The organism is Archangium violaceum (assembly GCF_016859125.1).
In the GTDB taxonomy this organism is placed as follows: domain Bacteria; phylum Myxococcota; class Myxococcia; order Myxococcales; family Myxococcaceae; genus Archangium; species Archangium violaceum_A.
In genome coordinates this window covers 3363803-3383749 of sequence record NZ_CP069338.1, presented here as the reverse complement: position 1 = coordinate 3383749, position 19947 = coordinate 3363803, and the positions used below count along the sequence as shown (strand labels likewise).

The 19947-nt window shown below is 69.4% G+C and carries 9 protein-coding genes and 1 pseudogene; 5 read left to right on the top strand and 5 right to left on the bottom strand.

The annotated features are described in order from the left end of the window. Positions 1-14 precede the first annotated feature (14 nt). Positions 15-5687, top strand: a complete 5673-nt coding sequence (locus tag JQX13_RS14560) for a type I polyketide synthase (protein WP_203409618.1) — start codon at positions 15-17, stop codon at positions 5685-5687. Then, positions 5684-11944, top strand: a complete 6261-nt coding sequence (locus tag JQX13_RS14555) for a type I polyketide synthase (protein ID WP_203409617.1) — start codon at positions 5684-5686, stop codon at positions 11942-11944. The genes JQX13_RS14560 and JQX13_RS14555 overlap by 4 nt, the downstream gene beginning before the upstream one ends. Positions 11945-12274: 330 nt before the next feature. On the opposite strand, the gene JQX13_RS14550 is transcribed toward JQX13_RS14555, so the two are convergent. Beyond that, on the bottom strand, positions 12275-12901 hold the full coding sequence (locus JQX13_RS14550; protein WP_203409616.1) for a pentapeptide repeat-containing protein: 627 nt from the start codon (positions 12899-12901) through the stop codon (positions 12275-12277). Positions 12902-12915: 14 nt separating this feature from the next. Further along, positions 12916-14598, bottom strand: a complete 1683-nt coding sequence (gene sitA5, locus JQX13_RS14545) for a SitA5 family polymorphic toxin (protein WP_203409615.1) — start codon at positions 14596-14598, stop codon at positions 12916-12918. A 164-nt stretch (positions 14599-14762) separates the two neighbouring features. Between sitA5 and JQX13_RS14540 the strand changes: the two genes are divergently transcribed. Next, complete coding sequence (locus tag JQX13_RS14540) at positions 14763-14903, top strand: hypothetical protein (RefSeq protein WP_203409614.1); 141 nt, start codon at positions 14763-14765, stop codon at positions 14901-14903. A 40-nt stretch (positions 14904-14943) separates the two neighbouring features. Here the strand turns inward: JQX13_RS14540 and JQX13_RS14535 are convergent, their stop codons facing one another. Next, positions 14944-16200: an imm11 family protein gene (locus tag JQX13_RS14535; protein WP_203409613.1), complete on the bottom strand. Its 1257-nt coding sequence runs from the start codon at positions 16198-16200 to the stop codon at positions 14944-14946. A gap of 15 nt (positions 16201-16215) precedes the next feature. Beyond that, positions 16216-17562: an AHH domain-containing protein gene (locus tag JQX13_RS14530; protein WP_203409612.1), complete on the bottom strand. Its 1347-nt coding sequence runs from the start codon at positions 17560-17562 to the stop codon at positions 16216-16218. 61 nt (positions 17563-17623) lie between these two features. Between JQX13_RS14530 and JQX13_RS14525 the strand changes: the two are divergent. Beyond that, positions 17624-18152 (top strand): annotated as a pseudogene (locus tag JQX13_RS14525) (AHH domain-containing protein); the annotation flags it as partial. Positions 18153-18164: 12 nt separating this feature from the next. After that, a complete protein-coding gene (locus JQX13_RS14520) occupies positions 18165-18728 on the top strand; it encodes an imm11 family protein (RefSeq protein ID WP_203409611.1) in 564 nt (187 codons plus the stop codon). 9 nt (positions 18729-18737) lie between these two features. On the opposite strand, the gene JQX13_RS14515 is transcribed toward JQX13_RS14520, so the two are convergent. Beyond that, entirely contained in the window at positions 18738-19703 is a 966-nt protein-coding gene (locus tag JQX13_RS14515; RefSeq protein ID WP_203409610.1) for an alpha/beta fold hydrolase, read from the bottom strand. Positions 19704-19947: the final 244 nt, after the last annotated feature.

Here is a 19947-nt window from a genome sequence, read left to right as displayed (position 1 = left end):
GGGAGAAGCGCCCCATGAGTATGTCTGAAGCGGACTACATCGCCCGCCTGCGAAAGGCCGCCATCACCCTCAAGGAGATGGAGGGAAAGCTGGGGGCCCTCGAGCGGACCCGCTCGGAGCCGATCGCCATCATCGGCATGGGCTGCCGCCTGCCGGGTGGAGCCTCGACGCCCGAGGCCTTCTGGAAGCTGCTCGACGGCGGCGTGGACGCGGTCTCGCCCGCTCCGGCGGACCGCTGGGGCAAGGACCCCTATGACGCGGGCGACACGGCCACGCCGGATCAGCAGTCGGCCCGCTGGGGTGCCTTCCTGAAGGAGCGGATGGACCTGTTCGATCCGCACTTCTTCGGCATTTCGCCGCGTGAGGCGATGAGCCTCGACCCACAGCAGCGCGTGCTGCTCGAGGTGACGTGGGAGGCACTGGAGCGCGCGGGGCTCGTGCCCGAGCAGCTCATGGGCTCGAAGACGGGCGTGTTCCTCGGGGTGAACACCAACGACTACGAGCAGTACATCCTGCCGAGGGACCCGACCTCGCTGGACGTGTATCACTTCACGGGCAACGGGCACTGCTTCCCGCCGGGGCGGCTGTCGTACGTGCTGGGCCTCCAGGGGCCGAGCCTCGCAGTGGACACGGCGTGCTCCTCGTCGCTGGTGGCGGTGCACCTGGCCTGCCAGAGCCTGCGCAATGGCGAGAGCTCCATGGCGCTCGCGGGTGGCGTGAGCCTCATCCTGCTGCCGTGGGTGACGCACCTGCTCGCCACGTCCCAGGCGCTGTCGCCGGACGGGCGGTGCAAGACGTTCGACGCTCAGGCCAACGGCTACGTGCGCGGCGAGGGCTGCGGCATCGTCGTCCTCAAGCGCCTGTCGGACGCGCAGGCCGCGGGTGACAAGATTCTCGCCGTCATCCGGGGCTCGGCGGTCAATCAGGATGGCCGCTCCACCGGCCTCACGGCGCCCAACGTGCTGGCCCAGAAGGCCATGCTGAAGGCGGCGCTGGAGAACGCGCGCGTCTCTCCGTCGGACATCACCTATGTCGAGACGCACGGCACCGGCACCTCGTTGGGCGACCCCATCGAGGTCGAGGCCCTCACCGAGGTGATCGGCCAGCCGCGCGAGGACGGCTCGCAGGTCGTGCTGGGCGCGGTGAAGACGAACGTGGGCCACCTGGAGGCCGCGGCGGGCGTCACGGCGCTCATCAAGACGGTGCTGTCGCTCCAGAACGAGGCCATTCCTGGCAACCTGAACTTCAAGCGGCTGAACCCTCGCATCAAGCTGGAGGGGACGCCGTTCGTCATCCCCACGCGCAGGGTGGAGTGGAAGAAGGGAGGGAAGCGCCGCTTCGCGGGCGTGAGTGGCTTTGGCATGAGCGGCACCAACGCCCACCTGATCCTCGAGGAAGCTCCGGACACCGAGCCGCTCGCCGCCGAGCAGTCGCCCACCGAGCGCGTCCTCACGCTCTCGGCGCGTACGGCTCCCGCGCTGGACGCCCTGGCGCGCGAGTATGTGAAGTTCCTCGGTGCCGAGGGTGAGGGACAGTCCTGGAGCGAGCGCGATATCGCCTTCACCGCCGCCCAGCGCCGGACCCACCACAAGCAGCGCCTCGCCCTGGTTGGCCGGAGCAAGCAGGACTGGCGTCAGGCCTTGGAGGCCTATCTCGAGGGTGAGCAGCCGGGAGGTGTCTCGCGCTCGGAGGTCGCGGGAGAGAAGTCGAAGGTCGTCTTCGTGTTCCCGGGCCAGGGCTCGCAGTGGGAGGGCATGGGCCGCAAGCTCCTCCAGCAGGAGCCCGTCTTCCGCGCCGCCCTCGAGGAGTGCGACGCCGCCATCCGCGAGGAGACCGGCTGGTCCCTGCTCGAGGAGCTTCAGGCGAGCGGCGAGCAGTCCAAGCTCGACCGCATCGACGTCATCCAGCCCGCCCTCTTCGCCATGAGCGTCGGCCTCGCCGCCCTCTGGAAGCACTGGGGCGTTCAGCCGGACGCCGTCATCGGCCACAGCATGGGTGAAGTCGCCGCCGCCTACGTCGCCGGTGCGCTCAGCCTCCAGGACGCAGCCAGCATCATCTGCCGCCGCAGCCTCCTCATGCGCCGCCTCAGTGGCAGGGGCGCCATGGCCCTCGTCGAGCTCTCCCTGGAGCAGGCTCGCGAGGAGGTGAAGGGCCTCGAGCAGAAGCTCTCCGTCGCCGTCAGCAACGGTCCTCGCGCCACCGTTCTCTCCGGTGAGCCCCAGGCGCTGGAAGAAGTCATCCAGAAGCTCGAGAAGCGCGGCGTCTTCTGCCGCCGCATCAAGGTGGACGTCGCCTCCCACAGCCCGCAGATGGACGAGATTCGCGACGAGCTGCTCGGCGCCCTCTCCAGCGTGAAGGGCCTGGCGCCTCGCATCACCCTGCAGTCCACCGTGGTGGGCCGTCCAGTGGCGGAGGGCGAGCTCTCCGCCAACTACTGGGTGAGCAACCTGCGCGAGCCCGTCCTCTTCGCCCAGGGCGTGGACCAACTTCTAAAGTCGGGTCACGACGTCTTCCTGGAGATGAGCCCTCACCCCATCCTCCTGCCCTCCGTCCAGGAGGCGCTCGCGGACACGAAGAGCAAGGGTCTCGCGGTGGCCTCGCTGCGCCGCGAGCAGGATGACCGCCGCGTGCTGCTCGAGTCGGTGGCCGCGCTCCACACCCACGGCCTCTCCGTGGACTGGAAGCAGGTGAATGGCGAGCAGGGCCAGCGCGCGCCCCTGCCCACGTACCCGTGGCAGCGCGAGCGCTACTGGCTCGAGGAGACGGCGCAGGCGCCAGCCGTGGCGCAGATGGCGAGGAGCACGACGGCGCGGACGGGACCGGTGGTGCACCCACTGCTGGGGACTCCGGTGCCGCTGTCCGTCGAGGGTGGCCCGCGCTTCTGGGAGTACACGCTGAGCGCGGAGACGGCGCCCTACCTGGTGGACCACCAGGTGCAGGGCGAGGTGGTGGTGCCGGCGGCGGCCTACTCGGAGCTGGGGCTGGCGGCGGCGGCGGCGACGCACGGGGAGAAGCCCTACGTGCTGGAGGACGTGAGCTTCCAGCGCATGCTCTCGCTGTCCGCGTCCAACGCGTACACCGTGCAGGTGGCGCTCACCGACAAGGGTGAGGGCCGCATGGGCTTCCAGGTGTCGAGCCTGCAGAACGTGGGGTGGATCCGCCACGCGGCGGGCACGATTCGCGCCAACGACGAGCTCCCCCCTGGCGAGCGCGTGATGCACGAGCCGCCGAAGCAGCTCATCGAGCGCTGCCCGAACGTCATCGCCACGCAGGCGAACTACGAGCTGCTGAGGAACCAGGGGCTCGAGTACGGCCCGTACTTCCAGGGCGTGAAGGAGCTGTGGCAGGGCGCGGGCGAGGTGCTGGGCCGGGTGACGCACCTGGAGGGGCCGGAGGCGCCGCTGGCGGGCTACCGGCTGCATCCGGCGCTGCTGGACTCGTGCTTCCAGGTGCTCGGCGTGCTGCTCTTCGCGCCGGAGGGCAACGAGACGGGCGAGCCGGAGACGTACGTCGCGGTGGGCATGGAGAAGGTGCACTTCTACCGCCCGCTGGAGCGCGAGGTGTGGGCGCACGGCTGGCTGCGCAAGCGCGAGGGGAGCGGCAAGGAGAGCCGCATCGGCGACGTGGTGATGATGAACGAGGCGGGCGAGGTGCTCGCCGAGGTGAAGGGCCTGCGGGTGCAGCGGCTGGAGGGTGGAGGCCGCACGAAGCCGGTGGGCGAGGAGTGGCTGTACGCGCTGGACTGGAAGCGGCACGAGGGCACGCTGTCCGAGCAGGGGCCGGAGGGCGAGGGCGCGTGGCTGGTGCTCTCGGACGCGCGCGGCACGGGCGATGCGCTGGCGGAGTTGCTGGAGGCGCGCGGGCAGCGCTGCGTGACGGTGGTGGCGTCCGACGGGTACGAGAAGCTCGAGGCCGGACGCTTCCGGGTGAACGCGGCGGCGGCGGAGGACTACCGCCGGGTGCTGAAGGAGGCCTTCGGCGACGCGGGCTGCCGGGGCGTGGTGCACCTGTGGAGCCTGGACGCGAGCGACACGGAGGACCTGGAGCAAGCGCTGCGGCAGGGAAGCCAGAGCGCGCTGTACCTGGCGCAGTCGCTGGTGCGGCAGGGCTGGCGCGACACGCCGCGGTTGTGGCTCGCGACGCGAGGCGCCCACGCGGTGAAGCAGGGTGAGAGCGTGGCCCTGGCGCAGACGCCGCTGTGGGGCTTCGGCCGGGCGCTGACGCTCGAGCACCCCGAGCTGCAGACCATCCTGGTGGACGTGGTCGGCGAGAACGCGAAGGCGCAGGCCCTCACGCTGCTCAAGGAGCTGGGCGCGACGGACGGCGAGACGCAGGTGGCGTGGCGGGGAGAGGCCCGGTACGCGGCACGGCTCTCGCGCGGCACGTACGAGGCGCTGGGCGGTGAGCCGAAGGCGCTCGAGGCCGAGGCCACCTACCTGCTCACCGGCGGTCTGGGAGGCCTGGGTCTCTCGGTGGCGAAGTGGATGGTGGAGAAGGGCGCTCGCAACCTCGTGCTCATGGGACGCGGTGAGCCCACCGAGGCCGCGCGTCAGACGCTCCAGGAGCTGGAGAAGGCGGGGGCCCGCGTGGTGGTGGAGCGCGCGGACGTGTCCAGGCGCGAGCAACTGCAAGCCGCCTTCGCGCGGATGGAGAAGGAGCTGCCCCCGCTCAAGGGCGTGGTGCACGCGGCGGTGGTGCTCGAGGACCGCACGGTGCTGGAGATGGACGGCGAGCGCTTCGCCCGGCCCCTTCCTCCCAAGGTCCAGGGCGCGTGGAACCTGCACACGCTCACGGCCGACAAGCCGCTGGACTTCTTCATCATGTACTCGTCGGCGGCGTCGCTGCTGGGCTCGCCGGGACAGAGCAACTACGCGGCGGCCAACGCCTTCATGGACGCGCTGGCGCACCACCGGCGGAGCAAGGGCCTCACGGGCCTGAGCATCAACTGGGGTGCGTTCTCCGACGTGGGCCAGGCGGCGGCACAGGCCAACCGCGGCGAGCGTCTGTCCTTCCGCGGCATCAGCGGCCTCAAGCCGGCGCAGGGCACGGCGGTGCTGGGACGGCTGCTGTCGAGCCGCGCTGCCCAGGTGTCGGTGATGCAGCTCGACGCGCGGCAGTGGCTGGAGTTCTACCCGAGCGCCAGCTCGCCGCTGTGGACGCAGCTGCTCGCCGAGCCCACGCAGGCCAAGGCCGAGGAGCCCGGCGCCGCGAAGATTCGCGAGGAGCTGCGCAAGGCCGAGCCGGCCCGGCGCCTGCCGGTGCTGGAGGAGCACCTGGCCGGGCACATGGCGCGCGTGCTGCGGCTGGAGGCCTCGAAGATCGACCGGATGGAGGCCTTCACCAACATGGGCCTGGACTCGCTGATGAGCCTGGAGCTGCGCAACAAGCTCGAGTCCAGCCTGGGGTTGAAGCTGTCGGCGACGCTGCTCTTCACCTATCCGAACCTCGCGGCGCTCGCCGAGTACCTGCTCGGGAAGATCGCCGCCTCGGAGGAGACCACCGCCCAGGCGGCGGCACCGGCCACCACGCCGGCCCAACCCATTCACCTCTCCCCCCAGGCCCCCGGTTCGCGCGCGGAGCTGCCCGCGGACCTCGAGCAGCTCGGCAAGGACGAGCTGCTGAGCCTGTTCGATGAATCGCTCAACGAGTCGCTGAAGCGCACCAGGATGACGAGGACGTCGCGATGAGCCAGTCTGAAGCCGAATACCTTTCACGTTTGCGCAGTGCGGTCGTCGCCCTCCGGGAGATGCAGGACGAGCTGGATGCCGTGAACTACGCCCGGACGGAGCCCATCGCCATCATCGGCATGGGGTGCCGCTTCCCGGGAGGCGCGTCGACGCCGGAGTCGTTCTGGAAGCTGCTCGACAAGGGCGTGGACACCATCACCGAGGTCCCCGCGGACCGCTGGGGAGAGGATCCGTTCCACTACCTGGACCCCACGCACCCCGAGCAGCGCGCCACGCGCTGGGGCGCCTTCCTGAAGGAGCGGATGGACCTGTTCGATCCGCACTTCTTCGGCATCTCGCCGCGCGAGGCGGTGAACCTGGACCCCCAGCAGCGCATGGTGCTGGAGGTGACGTGGGAGGCGCTGGAGCGCGCGGGCATCGCCCCCGAGCAGCTCTCCGGGACGCGCGCGGGCGTGTTCCTGGGCCTCAACACCAACGACTACGAGCAGTACGGCCTCTTCACGGATCCCAAGAAGCTGGACATCTACACGGCCACGGGCAACGGGCACTGCTTCCCGCCGGGCCGGCTGTCCTATGCGCTGGGCCTCCAGGGGCCGAGCATGGCGGTGGACACGGCGTGCTCCTCGTCGCTGGTGGCGGTGCACCTGGCCTGCCAGAGCCTGCGCAATGGCGAGAGCTCGCTGGCCATCGCGGGCGGCGTGAACGCCATGGTGCTGCCGTGGCTGACGTACATCTTCGCGCGCTCGCAGGCGCTGTCTCCGGACGGGCGGTGCAAGACGTTCGACGCGCAGGCCAACGGCTACGTGCGCGGCGAGGGCTGCGGGATGATCATCCTCAAGCGCCTGTCGGACGCCCAGAAGGACGGTGACCGCGTCCTCGCCGTCATCCGGGGCTCGGCGGTCAACCAGGATGGCCGCTCCACGGGCCTCACGGCGCCCAACGCGCTGGCCCAGCAGGCCATGCTGCGCCAGGCCCTGGAGAGCGCGAGGCTGTCCGCCGCGGACATCTCGTACGTGGAGACGCACGGCACGGGAACGGCGCTGGGAGACCCCATCGAGGTGCAGGCACTGGCGGATGTGATCGGCCCGCCGCGAGAGGATGGCTCGCAGTGCGTGCTGGGCGCGGTGAAGTCGAACGTGGGCCACCTGGAGGCGGCGGCGGGTATCACCGGCCTCATCAAGGCGGTGCTGGCCATGCAGCACGAGGCCATCCCCACCAACCTGCACTTCAAGCGGCTCAACCCGCGCATCCAGCTGGAAGGGACGTCGCTCACCCTCGCCACGAAGAAGCTGGAGTGGAAGAAGGGCAAGAAGCGGCGCTACGCGGGCGTCAACTCGTTCGGCATCAGCGGCACCAACGCGCACGTGATTCTGGAGGAGGCCCCGGACGTCGAGCCGCTCGCGCCGGAGCAGTCTCCCCCCGAGCGCGTCCTCACGCTCTCGGCTCGAGGCGCTCCGTCCCTGGAGATGCTGGCGCGCGAGTATGTGAAGTACCTCGGCCCCGAGGGTGAGGGACAGCCCTGGAGCGAGCGCGACATCGCCTTCACCGCCGCCCTGCGCCGGACTCATTACAAGCAGCGCCTCGCCGTCGTCGGCCGCACCCGGGACGAGTGGCGCCAGTCCCTCGAGGCCTACCTGGCGGGCGAGAAGCCCGGCAACGTCTCGCGCTCGGAGGTCACGGGAGAGAAGTCGAAGGTCGTCTTCGTCTTCCCGGGCCAGGGCTCGCAGTGGGAGGGCATGGGCCGCAAGCTCCTCCAGCAGGAGCCCGTCTTCCGCGCCGCCCTCGAGGAGTGCGACGCCGCCATCCGTCAGGAGACCGGCTGGTCCCTGCTCGAGGAGCTCCAGGCCTCCGGCGAGCAGTCCAGGCTCGACCGCATCGACGTCATCCAGCCCGCCCTCTTCGCCATGAGCGTCGGCCTCGCCGCCCTCTGGAAGAGCTGGGGTGTTCAGCCGGACGCCGTCATCGGCCACAGCATGGGTGAGATCGCCGCCGCCTACGTCGCCGGTGCGCTCAGCCTCCAGGACGCAGCGAGCATCATCTGCCGCCGCAGCAACCTCATGCGCCGCCTCAGTGGCAGGGGCGCCATGGCCCTCGTCGAGCTCTCCCTGGAGCAGGCCCGCGAGGAGGTGAAGGGCCTCGAGCAGAAGCTCTCCGTCGCTGTCAGCAACGGGCCTCGTGCCACCGTGCTCTCCGGCGAGCCCCAGGCCCTCGAGGAAGTCATCCAGAAGCTCGAGAAGCGTGGCGTCTTCTGCCGTCGCATCAAGGTGGACGTCGCCTCCCACAGCCCGCAGATGGACGAGCTTCGCGGCGAGCTGCTCGGCGCCCTCTCCAGCGTGAAGGGCCTGGCGCCTCGCATCACCCTGCAGTCCACCGTGGTGGGCCGTCCAGTGGCGGAGGGCGAGCTCTCCGCCAACTACTGGGTGAGCAACCTGCGCGAGCCCGTCCTCTTCGCCCAGGGCGTGGACCAACTTCTAAAGTCGGGTCACGACGTCTACCTGGAGATGAGCCCTCACCCCATCCTCCTGCCCTCCGTCCAGGAGGCGCTCGCGGACGCGAAGAGCAAGGGCCTCGCGGTGGCCTTGCTGCGCCGCGAGCAGGATGACCGCCGTGTGCTGCTCGAGTCGGTGGCCGCGCTCCACACCCACGGCCTGTCCGTGGACTGGAAGCAGGTGAATGGCGCGCAGGGGCAGATCGTGCCGCTGCCGACCTACCAGTGGCAGCGCGAGCGCTACTGGGTGGACGCGAGCATGCAGGTGGCGCCGCTGGCGCGAGGACAGGCGCTGCGTGCGGGAGAGGTGCTGCACCCGCTGATGGGGCGGTCCTTCTCGTTGTCCATCATGCCGGGGACGCGCTGCTGGGAGCAGTCGCTGAGCGTGGAGGCGGTGCCGTACCTGTCGGACCACCGGGTGCAGGGCGAGGTGGTGGTGCCTGGCGCGGCGTACGTGGAGATGGGGCTGGCGGCGGCGGCGGCGGTGTTCGGCCAGAAACCCTACGTGCTGGAGGGAGCGAGCTTCGAGCGGATGCTCGCGCTGCCGGCGAGGAAGGCGCGCACGGTGCAGGTCTCGCTCACGGAGCAGCAGGGGGGCGAGGCGACCTTCCAGGTGAGCAGCCAGGCCGAGACGGGCTCGGGGTGGGTGCGCCATGCGACGGGCCGGCTGAAGCAACTGGGCGGCACGCGGGAGGCGGTGCGAGGCGAGGAGCCCCGGCGCATCCGCGAGCGGTGCCCGGTGAACATGCAGGGCTCGGCGTACTACCCGCTGGTGGAGAAGCAGCACATCCACTACGGCCCCGGCTTCCAGGGAGTGCAGGAGCTGTGGCAGGGCACGGACGAGGTGCTGGGCCGGGTGCGGCTGCCGGACGCGGCGGCGACGCAGCTCGCGGCGTACCAGCTGCACCCGGCGCTGTTGGACGCCTGCTTCCAGGTGCTGGGCGCGCTGCTCTTCGCGCCGGGAGGCAAGCCCGCCGAGGGAGGCGAGCCCTACGTCCCGGTGGGAGTGGAGTCGCTGCGGGTGCACCGGCGCCCGGAGCGGGAGGTATGGGCGCACGGCCGGCTGCGTCCGGTGGAGAAGGAGGCGAAGACGTACCTCTGGGACATCTCGCTGCTGGACGAGGCGGGCGGGGTGTTCGCCGAGGTGAAGGGCCTGCGGGTGCAGCGCCTGGAAGGCGAGGTGAGCACGCGGCAGGTGGGCGAGGAGTGGCTGTACACGCTGGAGTGGAAGCGGCACGAGGGCGCCCTGCCCGAGCAGGGGCCGGAGGGCGGCGAGGGAGCGTGGCTGCTGCTGCTCGACGAGGCGAAGACGGGCAACGCGTTGGCGGGGCTGCTGGAGGCGCGAGGCCAGCGCTGCGTGAAGGTGGTGGCCGCCGAGCGCTACGAGAAGCTGGAGCCGGGCCTGTTCCGGGTGGATGCGACGTCGCCCGAGGACTACCGCCGGGTGTTGAAGGAGGCCTTCGGCGAGGCGGGGTGCCGGGGCGTGGTGCACCTGGGGAGCCTGGACGTGGGCGGCCCGGAGGACGAGGAGCGCGCACGGCGGATGGGAAGCCAGAGCGCGCTGTACCTGGCGCAGGCGCTGGTGCGGCACGGCTGGAGTGACACGCCGAGGCTGTGGCTGGTGACGCGAGGCGCGCACGCGGTGAAGCAGGGCGAGGACGTGGCCGTGGCGCAGGCGCCGCTGTGGGGCTTCGGCCGGGCGCTGGCGCTCGAGCACCCCGAGCTGCGCACCACGCTGGTGGACGTGGGGAGCGGCGACGCGCAGGCCCGGGCGCGCGCGCTGTTCGGCGAGCTGGGCGCTCCCGACGGCGAGACACAGGTGGCGTGGCGCGAGGAGGGCCGGTACGTGGCGCGACTGGTGCGCGGCACGTACGAGGCGCTGGGTGGCGAGCCGGTGGAGCTGAAGGCCGACGCCACCTACCTGCTCACGGGTGGCCTCGGAGGACTGGGCCTCACGGTGGCGAAGTGGATGGTGGGGAAGGGCGCACGCAACCTCGTGCTCATGGGACGCGGCGAGCCCACGGAGGCGGCGCGCCAGGTGCTCCAGGAGTTGGAGACGGCGGGGGCCCACGTGCGGGTGGAGCGCGCGGACGTGTCGCGGCGCGAGCAGGTGGAGGCGGTGCTGAAGCGGGTGGAGAAGGAGCTGCCTCCGCTCAAGGGCGTGCTGCACGCGGCGGTGGTGCTGGAGGACCGCACGGTGCTGGAGCTGGACGGCGAGCGCTTCGACAAGCCGATGGGCGCGAAGGTGCGGGGCGCGTGGAACCTGCACACGCTCACGGCGGACAAGGCGCTGGACTTCTTCGTCCTCTACTCGTCGGGCGCGTCGCTGTTGGGCTCGCCGGGGCAGACGAACTACGCGGCGGCCAACGCCTTCATGGACGCACTGGCGCACCACCGGCGGAGCCAGGGCCTCACGGGCCTGAGCATCAACTGGGGCGCGTTCTCCGACGTGGGCCAGGCGGCGGCGCAGGCCAACCGCGGCGAGCGCCTGCTGCACCGGGGCGTGGGGAGCATCAAGCCGGCGCAGGGCACGGCGGTGCTGGAGCGGCTGCTGTCCGGCCGGGCGGCGCAGGTGGCGGTGATGCACCTGGAGGCGCGGCGGTGGCTGGAGTCCTACCCGGGAGCCAGCTCGCCGCTGTGGGCGGAGCTGCTCGCCGAGCCGGGCCAGGGCCAGGGCGAGGAGGCCGGGACGACGAACATCCGCGAGGAGCTGCGCCAGGCGGGGCCCGAGCAGCGCAAGACGTTGCTGGAGGAGTACCTGAGGAAGCAGATGGCGCGGGTGCTGCGGCTGGAGCCCTCGCGGGTGGAGCGGCACGAGGCCTTCACCAACATGGGCCTGGACTCGCTGATGAGCCTGGAGCTGCGCAACCGGCTCGAGGCCAGCCTGGGGCTGAAGCTGTCGGCGACGCTGCTCTTCACCTATCCGGACCTGGCCTCGCTGACCGAGTACCTGCTCGGCCAGCCGGCGCTCACGGGTGAGGCGGCCGGAGGCACGGAGCCGGCGGAGTCGAAGGGCGCGACGGGGAGCGAGCGGTCGTGGTTCGGCTTCACCCGGAAGTGGCCGAAGGAGCACCTCCGCCTGTTCTGCATCCCGGGAGTCGGGGCGAGCGCGTCGTTCTTCCGGGCATGGGCGCCGCTCATGCCGGAGGGGATGGGGCTCTACCCCATCGAGCTGCCGGCACACGGCTCGCGCATCGCGGAGCCGCACCTGGAGCGGATGGAGGTGCTGATTCCCGCGTTGGCGAAGGCGCTCCAACCGCACCTGGGCGAGCGGTTCGCGCTGTTCGGGCACAGCATGGGCTCGCTGTACGCCTTCGAGCTGACGCGCTACCTGCGCGAGCAGGGGTTGGCGCCCGAGCACCTGTTCGTCTCATCCTTCCGGGCGCCGCACCAGCCGATGCCGTCGTCCATCGCGCTGAGGCTCTCGGACAAGGAGTTCCTGGAGATGTCGCGTCAGCGCGGCTTCATCACGGAGGAGTTCGGACGGGAGCACGACACGGAGCTGATGCGGACGTACCTGCCCACGCTGCGCAAGGACTTCGCGCTGTTGGAGTCCTACAGCTACGAGGAGCAGGAGCCGCTGGACATGCCGCTCACGGTCTTCGCGAGCACGCAGGACCGGATCATCCCCTCCACGCAGCTGGACGCGTGGGGGCAGCACACGCGAGGACGCCTGTCGACCTACCTCTTCGAGGGGGACCACTTCTTCGTGCGCGAGGCGGGGGAGAAGCTGCTGCCCCTCATCTCGGAGAAGCTGTCGCCGGGCTGAGGTCCGCGTGAGGCCGGGGAGGGAGGGTCGAGCAATGGCCCTCCGCCCCGGCGCATCCGCTCTCATGCATCCACGATGCAACGCCGGAAGCGCATGGAGTCATCTGCTGTCAGCGGCATTGACTCTCTCCGGATGCGCGCCGGGCATCCACGTGCGTGGGGCGGACCTGCATGCCTCGCCGCGAAGTAATCCCTCCCGGTGATCATCGACAACGATGCGAACGGGGGCCTCGTGCTGTTTCGAGGTGGCGCATGCGGTGACGCCCCCCTCCCCGCGGTAGTTGTCGGTGCGTCGCGGCCCTTCGACAGGGCGACTCTCCGCACTGTGTCGTCAGTAGACGATGCAGTCGAACTGCTCAACGACCGCTCTGAATGCTTTCTCGGTGGTCTCGCGTCGCCTGGCGAGGGCCGGAGCGTAGAGCGTTACTGCCGTTGTGCAGGGAGGATCCCTGTACTGACCCTCCACGACAATGGGGCGAAAACCTCCCGGCCATTGGACGCTGTTGAGCTCGCGGGCTCGCCTGATGGGATCCAGGATGGTGAAGCAGGGCCACTTGGGAAAGCGAAGGGTGGCTGGGTCCGACCCCATGATGCGGCAGCCATCCAGGCGGGCCTCGGTGAAGTCGCAGTTTTCGATGGAGCCGTGCCCCGCCCTCTCTGAGTAGTCAGGCCAGTGCCCGAAGTCGCAGCCCGACAGGCGCCCCTTGAACCGGCACCCCGCCAAGGATGCGAACACCCACTGTTGGTGGTTCTTCAGTTCCTGCTTCACCTCGAAGGTGCAGTCGATGAACCGAGCCCCAACGATGAGCAAGTTCCTGGCGGAGACCTTTAGGATGACGGTGCAGTTTCTAAGCAACAGGTTGGGGCCAAGGAAATAGAGCGAATTCTTGTCCGTCAACTCCAGCCGCTCGTTTGCAATCTCCTTGTCCTCAATGAGGACGTTCTCCAGCCACCCCATGGTTGTTGCTCCTTTCAGAAGGTGAGCATCCGGAAGAACTCGCCCGCCATGCGCCTGCCGTGACGCGCCAGATTCGACTCCGTGCCGGAGAGAATCTCGTACTTGCGGCCCGTCTTCAGGTCAAACACGTCCACTCCCTGGTGTTTGAACTGAAGGCTGCCTCGCACCTGGGCTTTGACCTCTTCGTGCACGAACCGCCCCCGGGCCTCGCGTTCCAGCAGTCTCGCCAGCCAGTATTCGCCCTTCTTCAGGGCTTCGTCGATGGCCTCTCGCTCGTTGCGCGAGAGCCTGTCGGGCCCCCACTTCTTGGCGGCCTTGGTGACGGCCTCCTGGAGCATATCCCCCATCTTGTCCTCGGCGGGAATATCCGCAATCGATTTGCCTCGAGGTAAGTGCCAGCGCTGCCCATTGCTGAGTTGCACCTGTCTGTTGCCGCCCCGGTGACGAATGACGGTTTCGGCGGAGCGTCCTCCCAGCGCCGTTCCCGTCCCGGCGCCCGGCCCCTTCTTGAGCATGACCACGGCCATGGGGCCCTGCGGTGAGGTGGCCACCGTTTCCACCGCCGCCACCGCCTTGGCCAGGGCTCCCTCCGCCGCGAGCGTCGTCTCCACGACTTCCACGTGCTCCATGACGGCGGCGCCGCCCTGCGCCTCGAACTGCGCCCCCGCGAGCTTGAAGCGCGGAAGCGACTTCACTCGCGCCACCACCTGCCCCAGCGAGTGCCCAGCGAGTGTGGACACGGCGAGAATCATGGCCCGGGCCGCATCCTCGCCCAGCACCTCGCCGAATTCCTCGCCCGCCGTGCGCAGTTCCTCGAGGGTGGTGGCGTGGTGCGCCGTGTCGGCCATGCGGGCCCAGCCGTCCATCAGCCCGTACACCGTCTCGAGGCCCAGGTAGCCCATCAGGAGGAGGGTCATTCCGGCGGCAAGGGCCTTGGTGGTCGGCTCGGGCACCACCCACATCATGCAGTAGAGGGCCACCGTCCAGACGACCATGGAGACGAGCATCTGCACGTCCAGCAGCTCGGCCTTCAGTGCATCGCGCGTCTCCTCGAGGACCCTGCCAAAGGCCAGGGCCAGGGCAAACGCCCGCCGATCATCGGCGCGCAAGTAGGGCCCATCGTCCAGCAGGCCGAGGCAGTCGCCGCCACCCTGGTGCTCACACCACTTCAGGTACTTCTGCTTGAGGGCTGCTTCGGCCTCGGGAATGAGCTCAACCGGGCCATCCTGACGTAGGGGTGTCCAGGTGGGGGCCGAGCGGTAGTGCTGCTCCACCTCCCAGTAACCCGTCATGGTGACCCATGGGTCGTCCGGCTTCGTCGCCACAAGGCTCAGAAACTCGTGGGCGGCCTCGCGCGGCGACTTCCGCTTCAACCGCACGTCGCGAGCGAGGCGCTGGAACGCCTGTTGGAACTCGGCCCTCGGTATGGGCACCGGCCGAGTAGCGACGTTGCCGGGCTCCATGAAGTCCACCACGTACACGGGGGCGGACTCGAGCCCGGGCTCCGCCGTGGCGGCCACACGCACATGGGGGGCCGGCGGGGACGTGAGCGGGTTGTAGCGGTAGCCGACGAGGAGACTGCCGTGTGGGGTGCCCGTGGCACACGCGAACTGGAAGAGGACGATGAGGGCCCAGACACCAAAGCAGGGGCTCAGACGCGCGCCCGAAGGGCGAGCACCAGGAAGACGGGTGGGCACGGGGCATCTCCGGAGGCGACGCGACCAAAAGCCGCCATTCCGGAATTACACGGGAATACAGGTACACCAGTCAAACCACCGGGTTGGCAGAGGGTGGGAGGACACAGCAGGTAAGCTGCAAGCCGGGCAGAGCCCCTTAGGGTCAGTACCGGGTGGTCGCGGGCATGCGCATCGACCCCACGAAGCCAGGCGACGCCCGCATCTTCCGACCCTGGGGATGGACGGTGGCGCTCATCGTCTCCGAGGACCTCACGCTGGCCCTCGAGCGCGAGCACATCACCGGCACACGCTTCACCGAAGTCTGACGCTCAGGGGTCAACGCTCCGTAACGCAGCCCCTCTCTGGCTACACCACTGCTTGTCGGCTGGCGCGGGAGACGTGCTCCTCCCCGGTTTCCGCGAAGCGCCGCGCCAACTCGTCCAGGCCCGCCTCGCCACGCTTCAACACGTACTCCAGCTCGGCGGGAAGGAGGGCCTTGACGGTGACGAGCCGCACGTCGCCGAACGGCGTGGGAAACCGCCTTGGCAGTGTGCGCGACTCCAGGCCAAGTAGCGCGCCCACCCGGCCCTCCTGGGTGACGAGGGTCGCGGGCATGCCCGTCCCCGCTACCTCCAGCGCAACGAGGCCCGCCTTGGCCCTCTCTCGCACGTTCTCGTGGGCCACCACCTCCTTGGAGACTCGCTCCAGCAGAGTGAAGGGCCAGCTTCCCTCGATGGAATCGAGGTGCAGTTCCGTCTGCTCCGTCTCTAGAGCGAGCTCCAGGCCAAAACCCACCGAGGGCTCCAGACGGGCGATGAAGGGGTCCGAAAGGCCCTCGGAGACGAGGAGGAGGCGCCCTGCCTCCCGATGGATGACACGCCAGTCTTGCCGGTGGCCCGGCCATTCGTAGCAGATGGCCCTGGGGACGACGGCCAGCTCGTCCACCGCGCCGAGGCATTTCCACGCTGCGCGTCTGGCGGCTAGGGGGGGGTCCAGAAGCTCGCGGCACCTCCGCTTGTAGGCGCGCTCCTCATCGCTGATGGGGCTGGGCCCGGTGACTTGCGTGAAGTTGAGCCCAGTGGCACCAGTGCGCTCGAGGGCCTCCTTCACGTCTTCGGCAACAAGCAGGGACCCTGTGTAACCCCAGGGACGAAACACCTTGGCATCGCCCACCTGGGTGGGGTCGATGCGCATGCCGTAAACGGCCTCATAATATCCAAGCTCGTCGGGCCAGTTGTCTTCCGGTTCCCCGTACCGCACCTCCTCCGAGGCTACTTCATCAATGCACTTCACCCGGCGCGCGACGTTGACCACGAAGTAGGTCTCTGGCCGCGACTCCACTTCGGCGGGGATCAGTTGAACGTCGCCGGGAGCCAGTTCGGCCAGAACGCGGGCCACCTTTTCGGAGACCACGGGGAAGCCCCCCGTGTCCACGCGCGTGAAGTCGAGAGAAGAGCCAGGATGGTAGACCGGGACGCGAAGGCGCCCGTCAAAACGGGTGGGCTCGCCGCTCATGAACTGCCGTCCACGTACCTCTTTGCCCTGCTCGTCGATGGGGTCTCCCAACAACCAGCGGTCCGGCCAGGTCATGTCGTCGGTCAGCTTGAAATAGTTTTTCGCCATGACACACCCCCTACCTCACTCGGTGCGGGTGACGAGCTTGTTGAGCTTGGAACCTACGCTCTTGAGTTGCTCGGCCAGTTTCCCCAATTCCCGGGTGAGGGCCTCCCGACACTGCGCCGTGGTTTCGCAGCGCCTGACTGCCCTCTCTAGCCGCTCATATACCTCCTGATGGTACTCCTCGGGGTGAGGTCCCTTGTGGCCCGGGATACGGACCTTGTTGGCTGGGTCCTCCATCGACATGCCGGCCTTGTCGAAGAATTTCTTGAGTCTTGGCGTCCACGGTCCGCCCCGGGCTGGGGACTTTTCATTCTCCACGGTGGCGATGTGGTGGATGTCGCCCTCCTCCTGATTCTGCATGGCGAGGATGGCGCCCGAGCCGGACGGAAGCGTGAGCGTCAGTCTGCCCTCGACCACGGACACCGACGTCGCATCGGAAGCCGCCGCGGGCAGCCGGAAGCGGCCCGCGGCGGCGGCGTTCCGCACCGCCTGGGGGAAACCCGGCAGCCCGCTCCCCGTCATGGCCTCCTTGCCCCTGGCGCCCGCCTTCCAGGTCGCCAGGAGGATGAGGACACGCAGGGTATTGGGTCCGAGCACCTGGGCGTACCGCTCGCTCGCGTCGCGTAACTCGTGAAACGCGCTGGCGGCCTCCGCCTCGTCCCAGAGGTCCTTCGTGGCGGAAATCAATCCCCAGAGCTCATGGCCCAGGTAGCCCCAGAGGAAGAGGGTCATCGCCAGGGCAAGGCCTTTGGAGAGGGGCTCCGGTGCCATGAGCACCACGAGGTAGAGGGAGAGGCCCGTGAGGAGCGTCGTCATGGCGTGCCCGGAGAAGTCCTGGAGGACGCCCGTGGCCGCCGCCACCGCTGGGGTGAGGGCGAGACTGAGGGCCAGTGCGAACCTGTCCCGGTGACCGAGGGTGGTGTCGTGTGGACCATCCCCCAGGAGCCAGAAGCAATCTCCCGGAGAGCCACGCCGCTCGCACAGGCGCGCGTAACCGCCTTCGACGCTGGAATCCCCCGCGGCACCCGGCGGCCAGGAGGCCAGTACCAGACGGCCCGCCAGAGGCCTGGTGGGGCGGGCTGCGACCCGCAGGGGAACCTCCAGTACGAGCTGGGTGACGGCGTCGCGAAACTCCGCGTCCGAAACCTGGACGGGCGCGAAGTCGCTCCTCGGCGTGAGGGTGACGTACTCCTTGGGGGCTGGTGGGGGCGTGAGCGAATGGGAGCGGTAGCCCACCAGGAAGCCGCCCCGTGGGGTGCCCGTGGCGCAGGCGGACTGAAGACAGAGCGCGAGGAGAAGCCAGCCGCCCAGCAGGGGACGCAGCCGAGCGCCAGGTAGGCGCGAGCCAACAAGACGGGTGGACACGGCGCACCTCCGGAGGCGACGCGGCGTGTGGGCCGTCGTGCCGGAATTACACGGAAATACGGGTGCGCCCGTCAAGCCACCGGGTTGGGCTGGGGGGTGGAGGATGCAGCGGGTGCCTCGAACTCTCGCTCCCAGAGGGCCTGACGCTGGAGGGCGCGACGACGGTCCAGATGGTGGCCGATGGCACCGTCCTCGTCGCGGGGGTGGCGGCGGGCACCGCCTCGGCCACCGCCTGCTCCGATGGCTCCGAGCCGAGGGACGGCTATTACTGGCACCACCTCGCCACCAACAAGAACGACACCTCGACGCTGCGGGGCGGCCCATGGACGCCACTTTTCGAGGAATTCTTCGAGCTGGCGGGGATGAGCCTGGATGCGAAGGAGAACCTCGTCTATCTCAAGGGCCACAAGGGCCCTCATCCCGAGGCGTACCATCAGGCGTTGTACGATGAGCTGCGTCGGGCAATGAGCGGCTGCGGAACCGCCGCTCTCTGCAAGAACAAGCTGGTGGAGGTACTCGCGAAGATCGCGGATGAAGTATGCACTCCTGGGTCGCGACTCCACCGGCTGATAACGAAGTCCCAGGACTGAGCTCGAAGCGAAATGCCCAGGTATTACAAACTGACGGACGACAGACACCACCCAGGGCGCTGGCACCTGAGGAGCCCCGTCGATGAGCACGGGCAGAAGATCAATCCCTGGCAGTTCGACGACGGCAGGTGGATCGATCCCGTGGGGACGATCCGCTTCCCCGTGAGGCCCGACGGAGTGGAGCTGGACTTCTGCTGGGCCGCCTTCAGCATCCTCGTGGTCAACGAGCGCTTCGTCCGGCTCTTCGAGCGGCTGGACGTCCGGGACGTTCAATTCATCCCCGCCCAGGTCGACGGACACGCCGGGCCCAGGTTCATCCTCAACCCCTTGCGCATCATCCGCTGCATCGACGACGCCCGGTGCGAGGAGGTGCAGTACTTCACGCCCGAGGACGGCCAGCCCGAGAAGGTGGGCCAGTACCGGGTGGTCGCGGGCATGCGCATCGACCCCACGAAGCCCGGCGACGCCCGCCTCTTCCGTCCCTGGGGCTGGACTGGAGCCCTCATCGTCTCCGAGGACCTCAAGCAGGCCCTCGAGCGCGAGCACATCACCGGCACGCGTTTCACCGAGGTCTGAAGCCCCGGCCTACCAGCAGCGGGCGGCGAACGCGGCCAGCTCGCGGTTGAAGCGCCGGGACTCCTCCCAGAAGGGCGAGTGGCCGGAGTTCGGGTACAGGGACACGAGGGCGCCGGGCACCACGGAGGCGATGTGGCGGCCGGAGGCGGGCAGCACCACGCGGTCCTCCAGGCCGTGGGACACGAGCACGGGGAGCGTCAGCCGGCTCAGCACGTCGTCGTTGTCCACGGAGCGCGCGCACAGGGCCTCGCGCACGTGGGCGGGCACCAGCTCGTTGTAGGCGAGCACCAGGCGCCGCGTCTCCGGCGTCACCGGCTGGTGGTGCAGCAACGAGACGAAGCGCTCCAGGGTGTCGCGGTCCGCGTCCTCGTCCTGCCCGGCGAAGAGCCCGGGGATGAGCGAGAGCAGCTCGTTGGAGAGCAGGCCGAAGGCCTCCTCGGAGCCACCCTTCACCATGGCGGACACGAAGTTCACCCCGGCCAGGTGCTCCTGGCCGTAGTGGCGCAGGTAGTCGGAGACGACCATGCCGCCGTAGGACCAGGCCACGAGCAGGGGCCGCTCCAGCTCGAGCGAGGAGATGACGGCGTGCAGGTCCTCGGCCCACAGCCGCCCGTCGCCATAGGCGCCGCGGGGCTTGCCCGAGTGCCCGTGCCCGCGCAGGTCCACCGCCACCAGCCGGAAGCCCAGGCCCAGGGCGCTGTGGAGCTGGCGCCGCCACGACAGGTGGCACTGGGAGAAGCCGTGCACGAAGAGGATGGGAGGCCCGTAGAGGTCTCCCGCGTCATACACACGCAGGGGCACGCCGCCGGCGCCCTCGAGGGTGTGGACGCGGACGGGGATGGGCTCGGAGAAGGGGAAACCGCCCTCGGCGTCCCTCAACCCCGGGTTCGCCTCCAGGAGGCTCATGGACGTGGCGGGTTGGGCTCGCGCCGTGGGCGGGGGCAGGTGCACGGAGAGGGAGAGGGTGTCGTCCATGGCGGGGGTCGTCCTGTTCGGGAGCACACGTCGTCCCCAGAAGGAATAGGCATCGGTGCAACCCCCGGAACCCCTCCCCCTAGTCCGGCGCTCCCGTTTTATCCGGAAACCTCGACTGTGCGGGCTTACGGGGTCTCCCGGGTGACATACGGACGACGGGGCCGGGGAGGACGCCCGCTGTCCGGACGAGGGCGGGTGTGGGGCGTGAGACGTCTGGCGGCTCGGCACACCGGGGGGCATGGAA

Excerpts from the sequence above, each read along its gene's own strand:
- JQX13_RS14540 (WP_203409614.1), top strand. The coding sequence starts at position 14,763 with ATGCGCATCGACCCCACGAAGCCAGGCGACGCCCGCATCTTCCGACCC.
- JQX13_RS14555 (WP_203409617.1), top strand. The coding sequence starts at position 5,684 with ATGAGCCAGTCTGAAGCCGAATACCTTTCACGTTTGCGCAGTGCGGTC.
- JQX13_RS14520 (WP_203409611.1), top strand. The coding sequence starts at position 18,165 with ATGCCCAGGTATTACAAACTGACGGACGACAGACACCACCCAGGGCGC.
- JQX13_RS14515 (WP_203409610.1), bottom strand. The coding sequence starts at position 19,703 with ATGGACGACACCCTCTCCCTCTCCGTGCACCTGCCCCCGCCCACGGCG.
- JQX13_RS14550 (WP_203409616.1), bottom strand. The coding sequence starts at position 12,901 with ATGGGGTGGCTGGAGAACGTCCTCATTGAGGACAAGGAGATTGCAAAC.
- JQX13_RS14560 (WP_203409618.1), top strand. The coding sequence starts at position 15 with ATGAGTATGTCTGAAGCGGACTACATCGCCCGCCTGCGAAAGGCCGCC.
- JQX13_RS14535 (WP_203409613.1), bottom strand. The coding sequence starts at position 16,200 with ATGGCGAAAAACTATTTCAAGCTGACCGACGACATGACCTGGCCGGAC.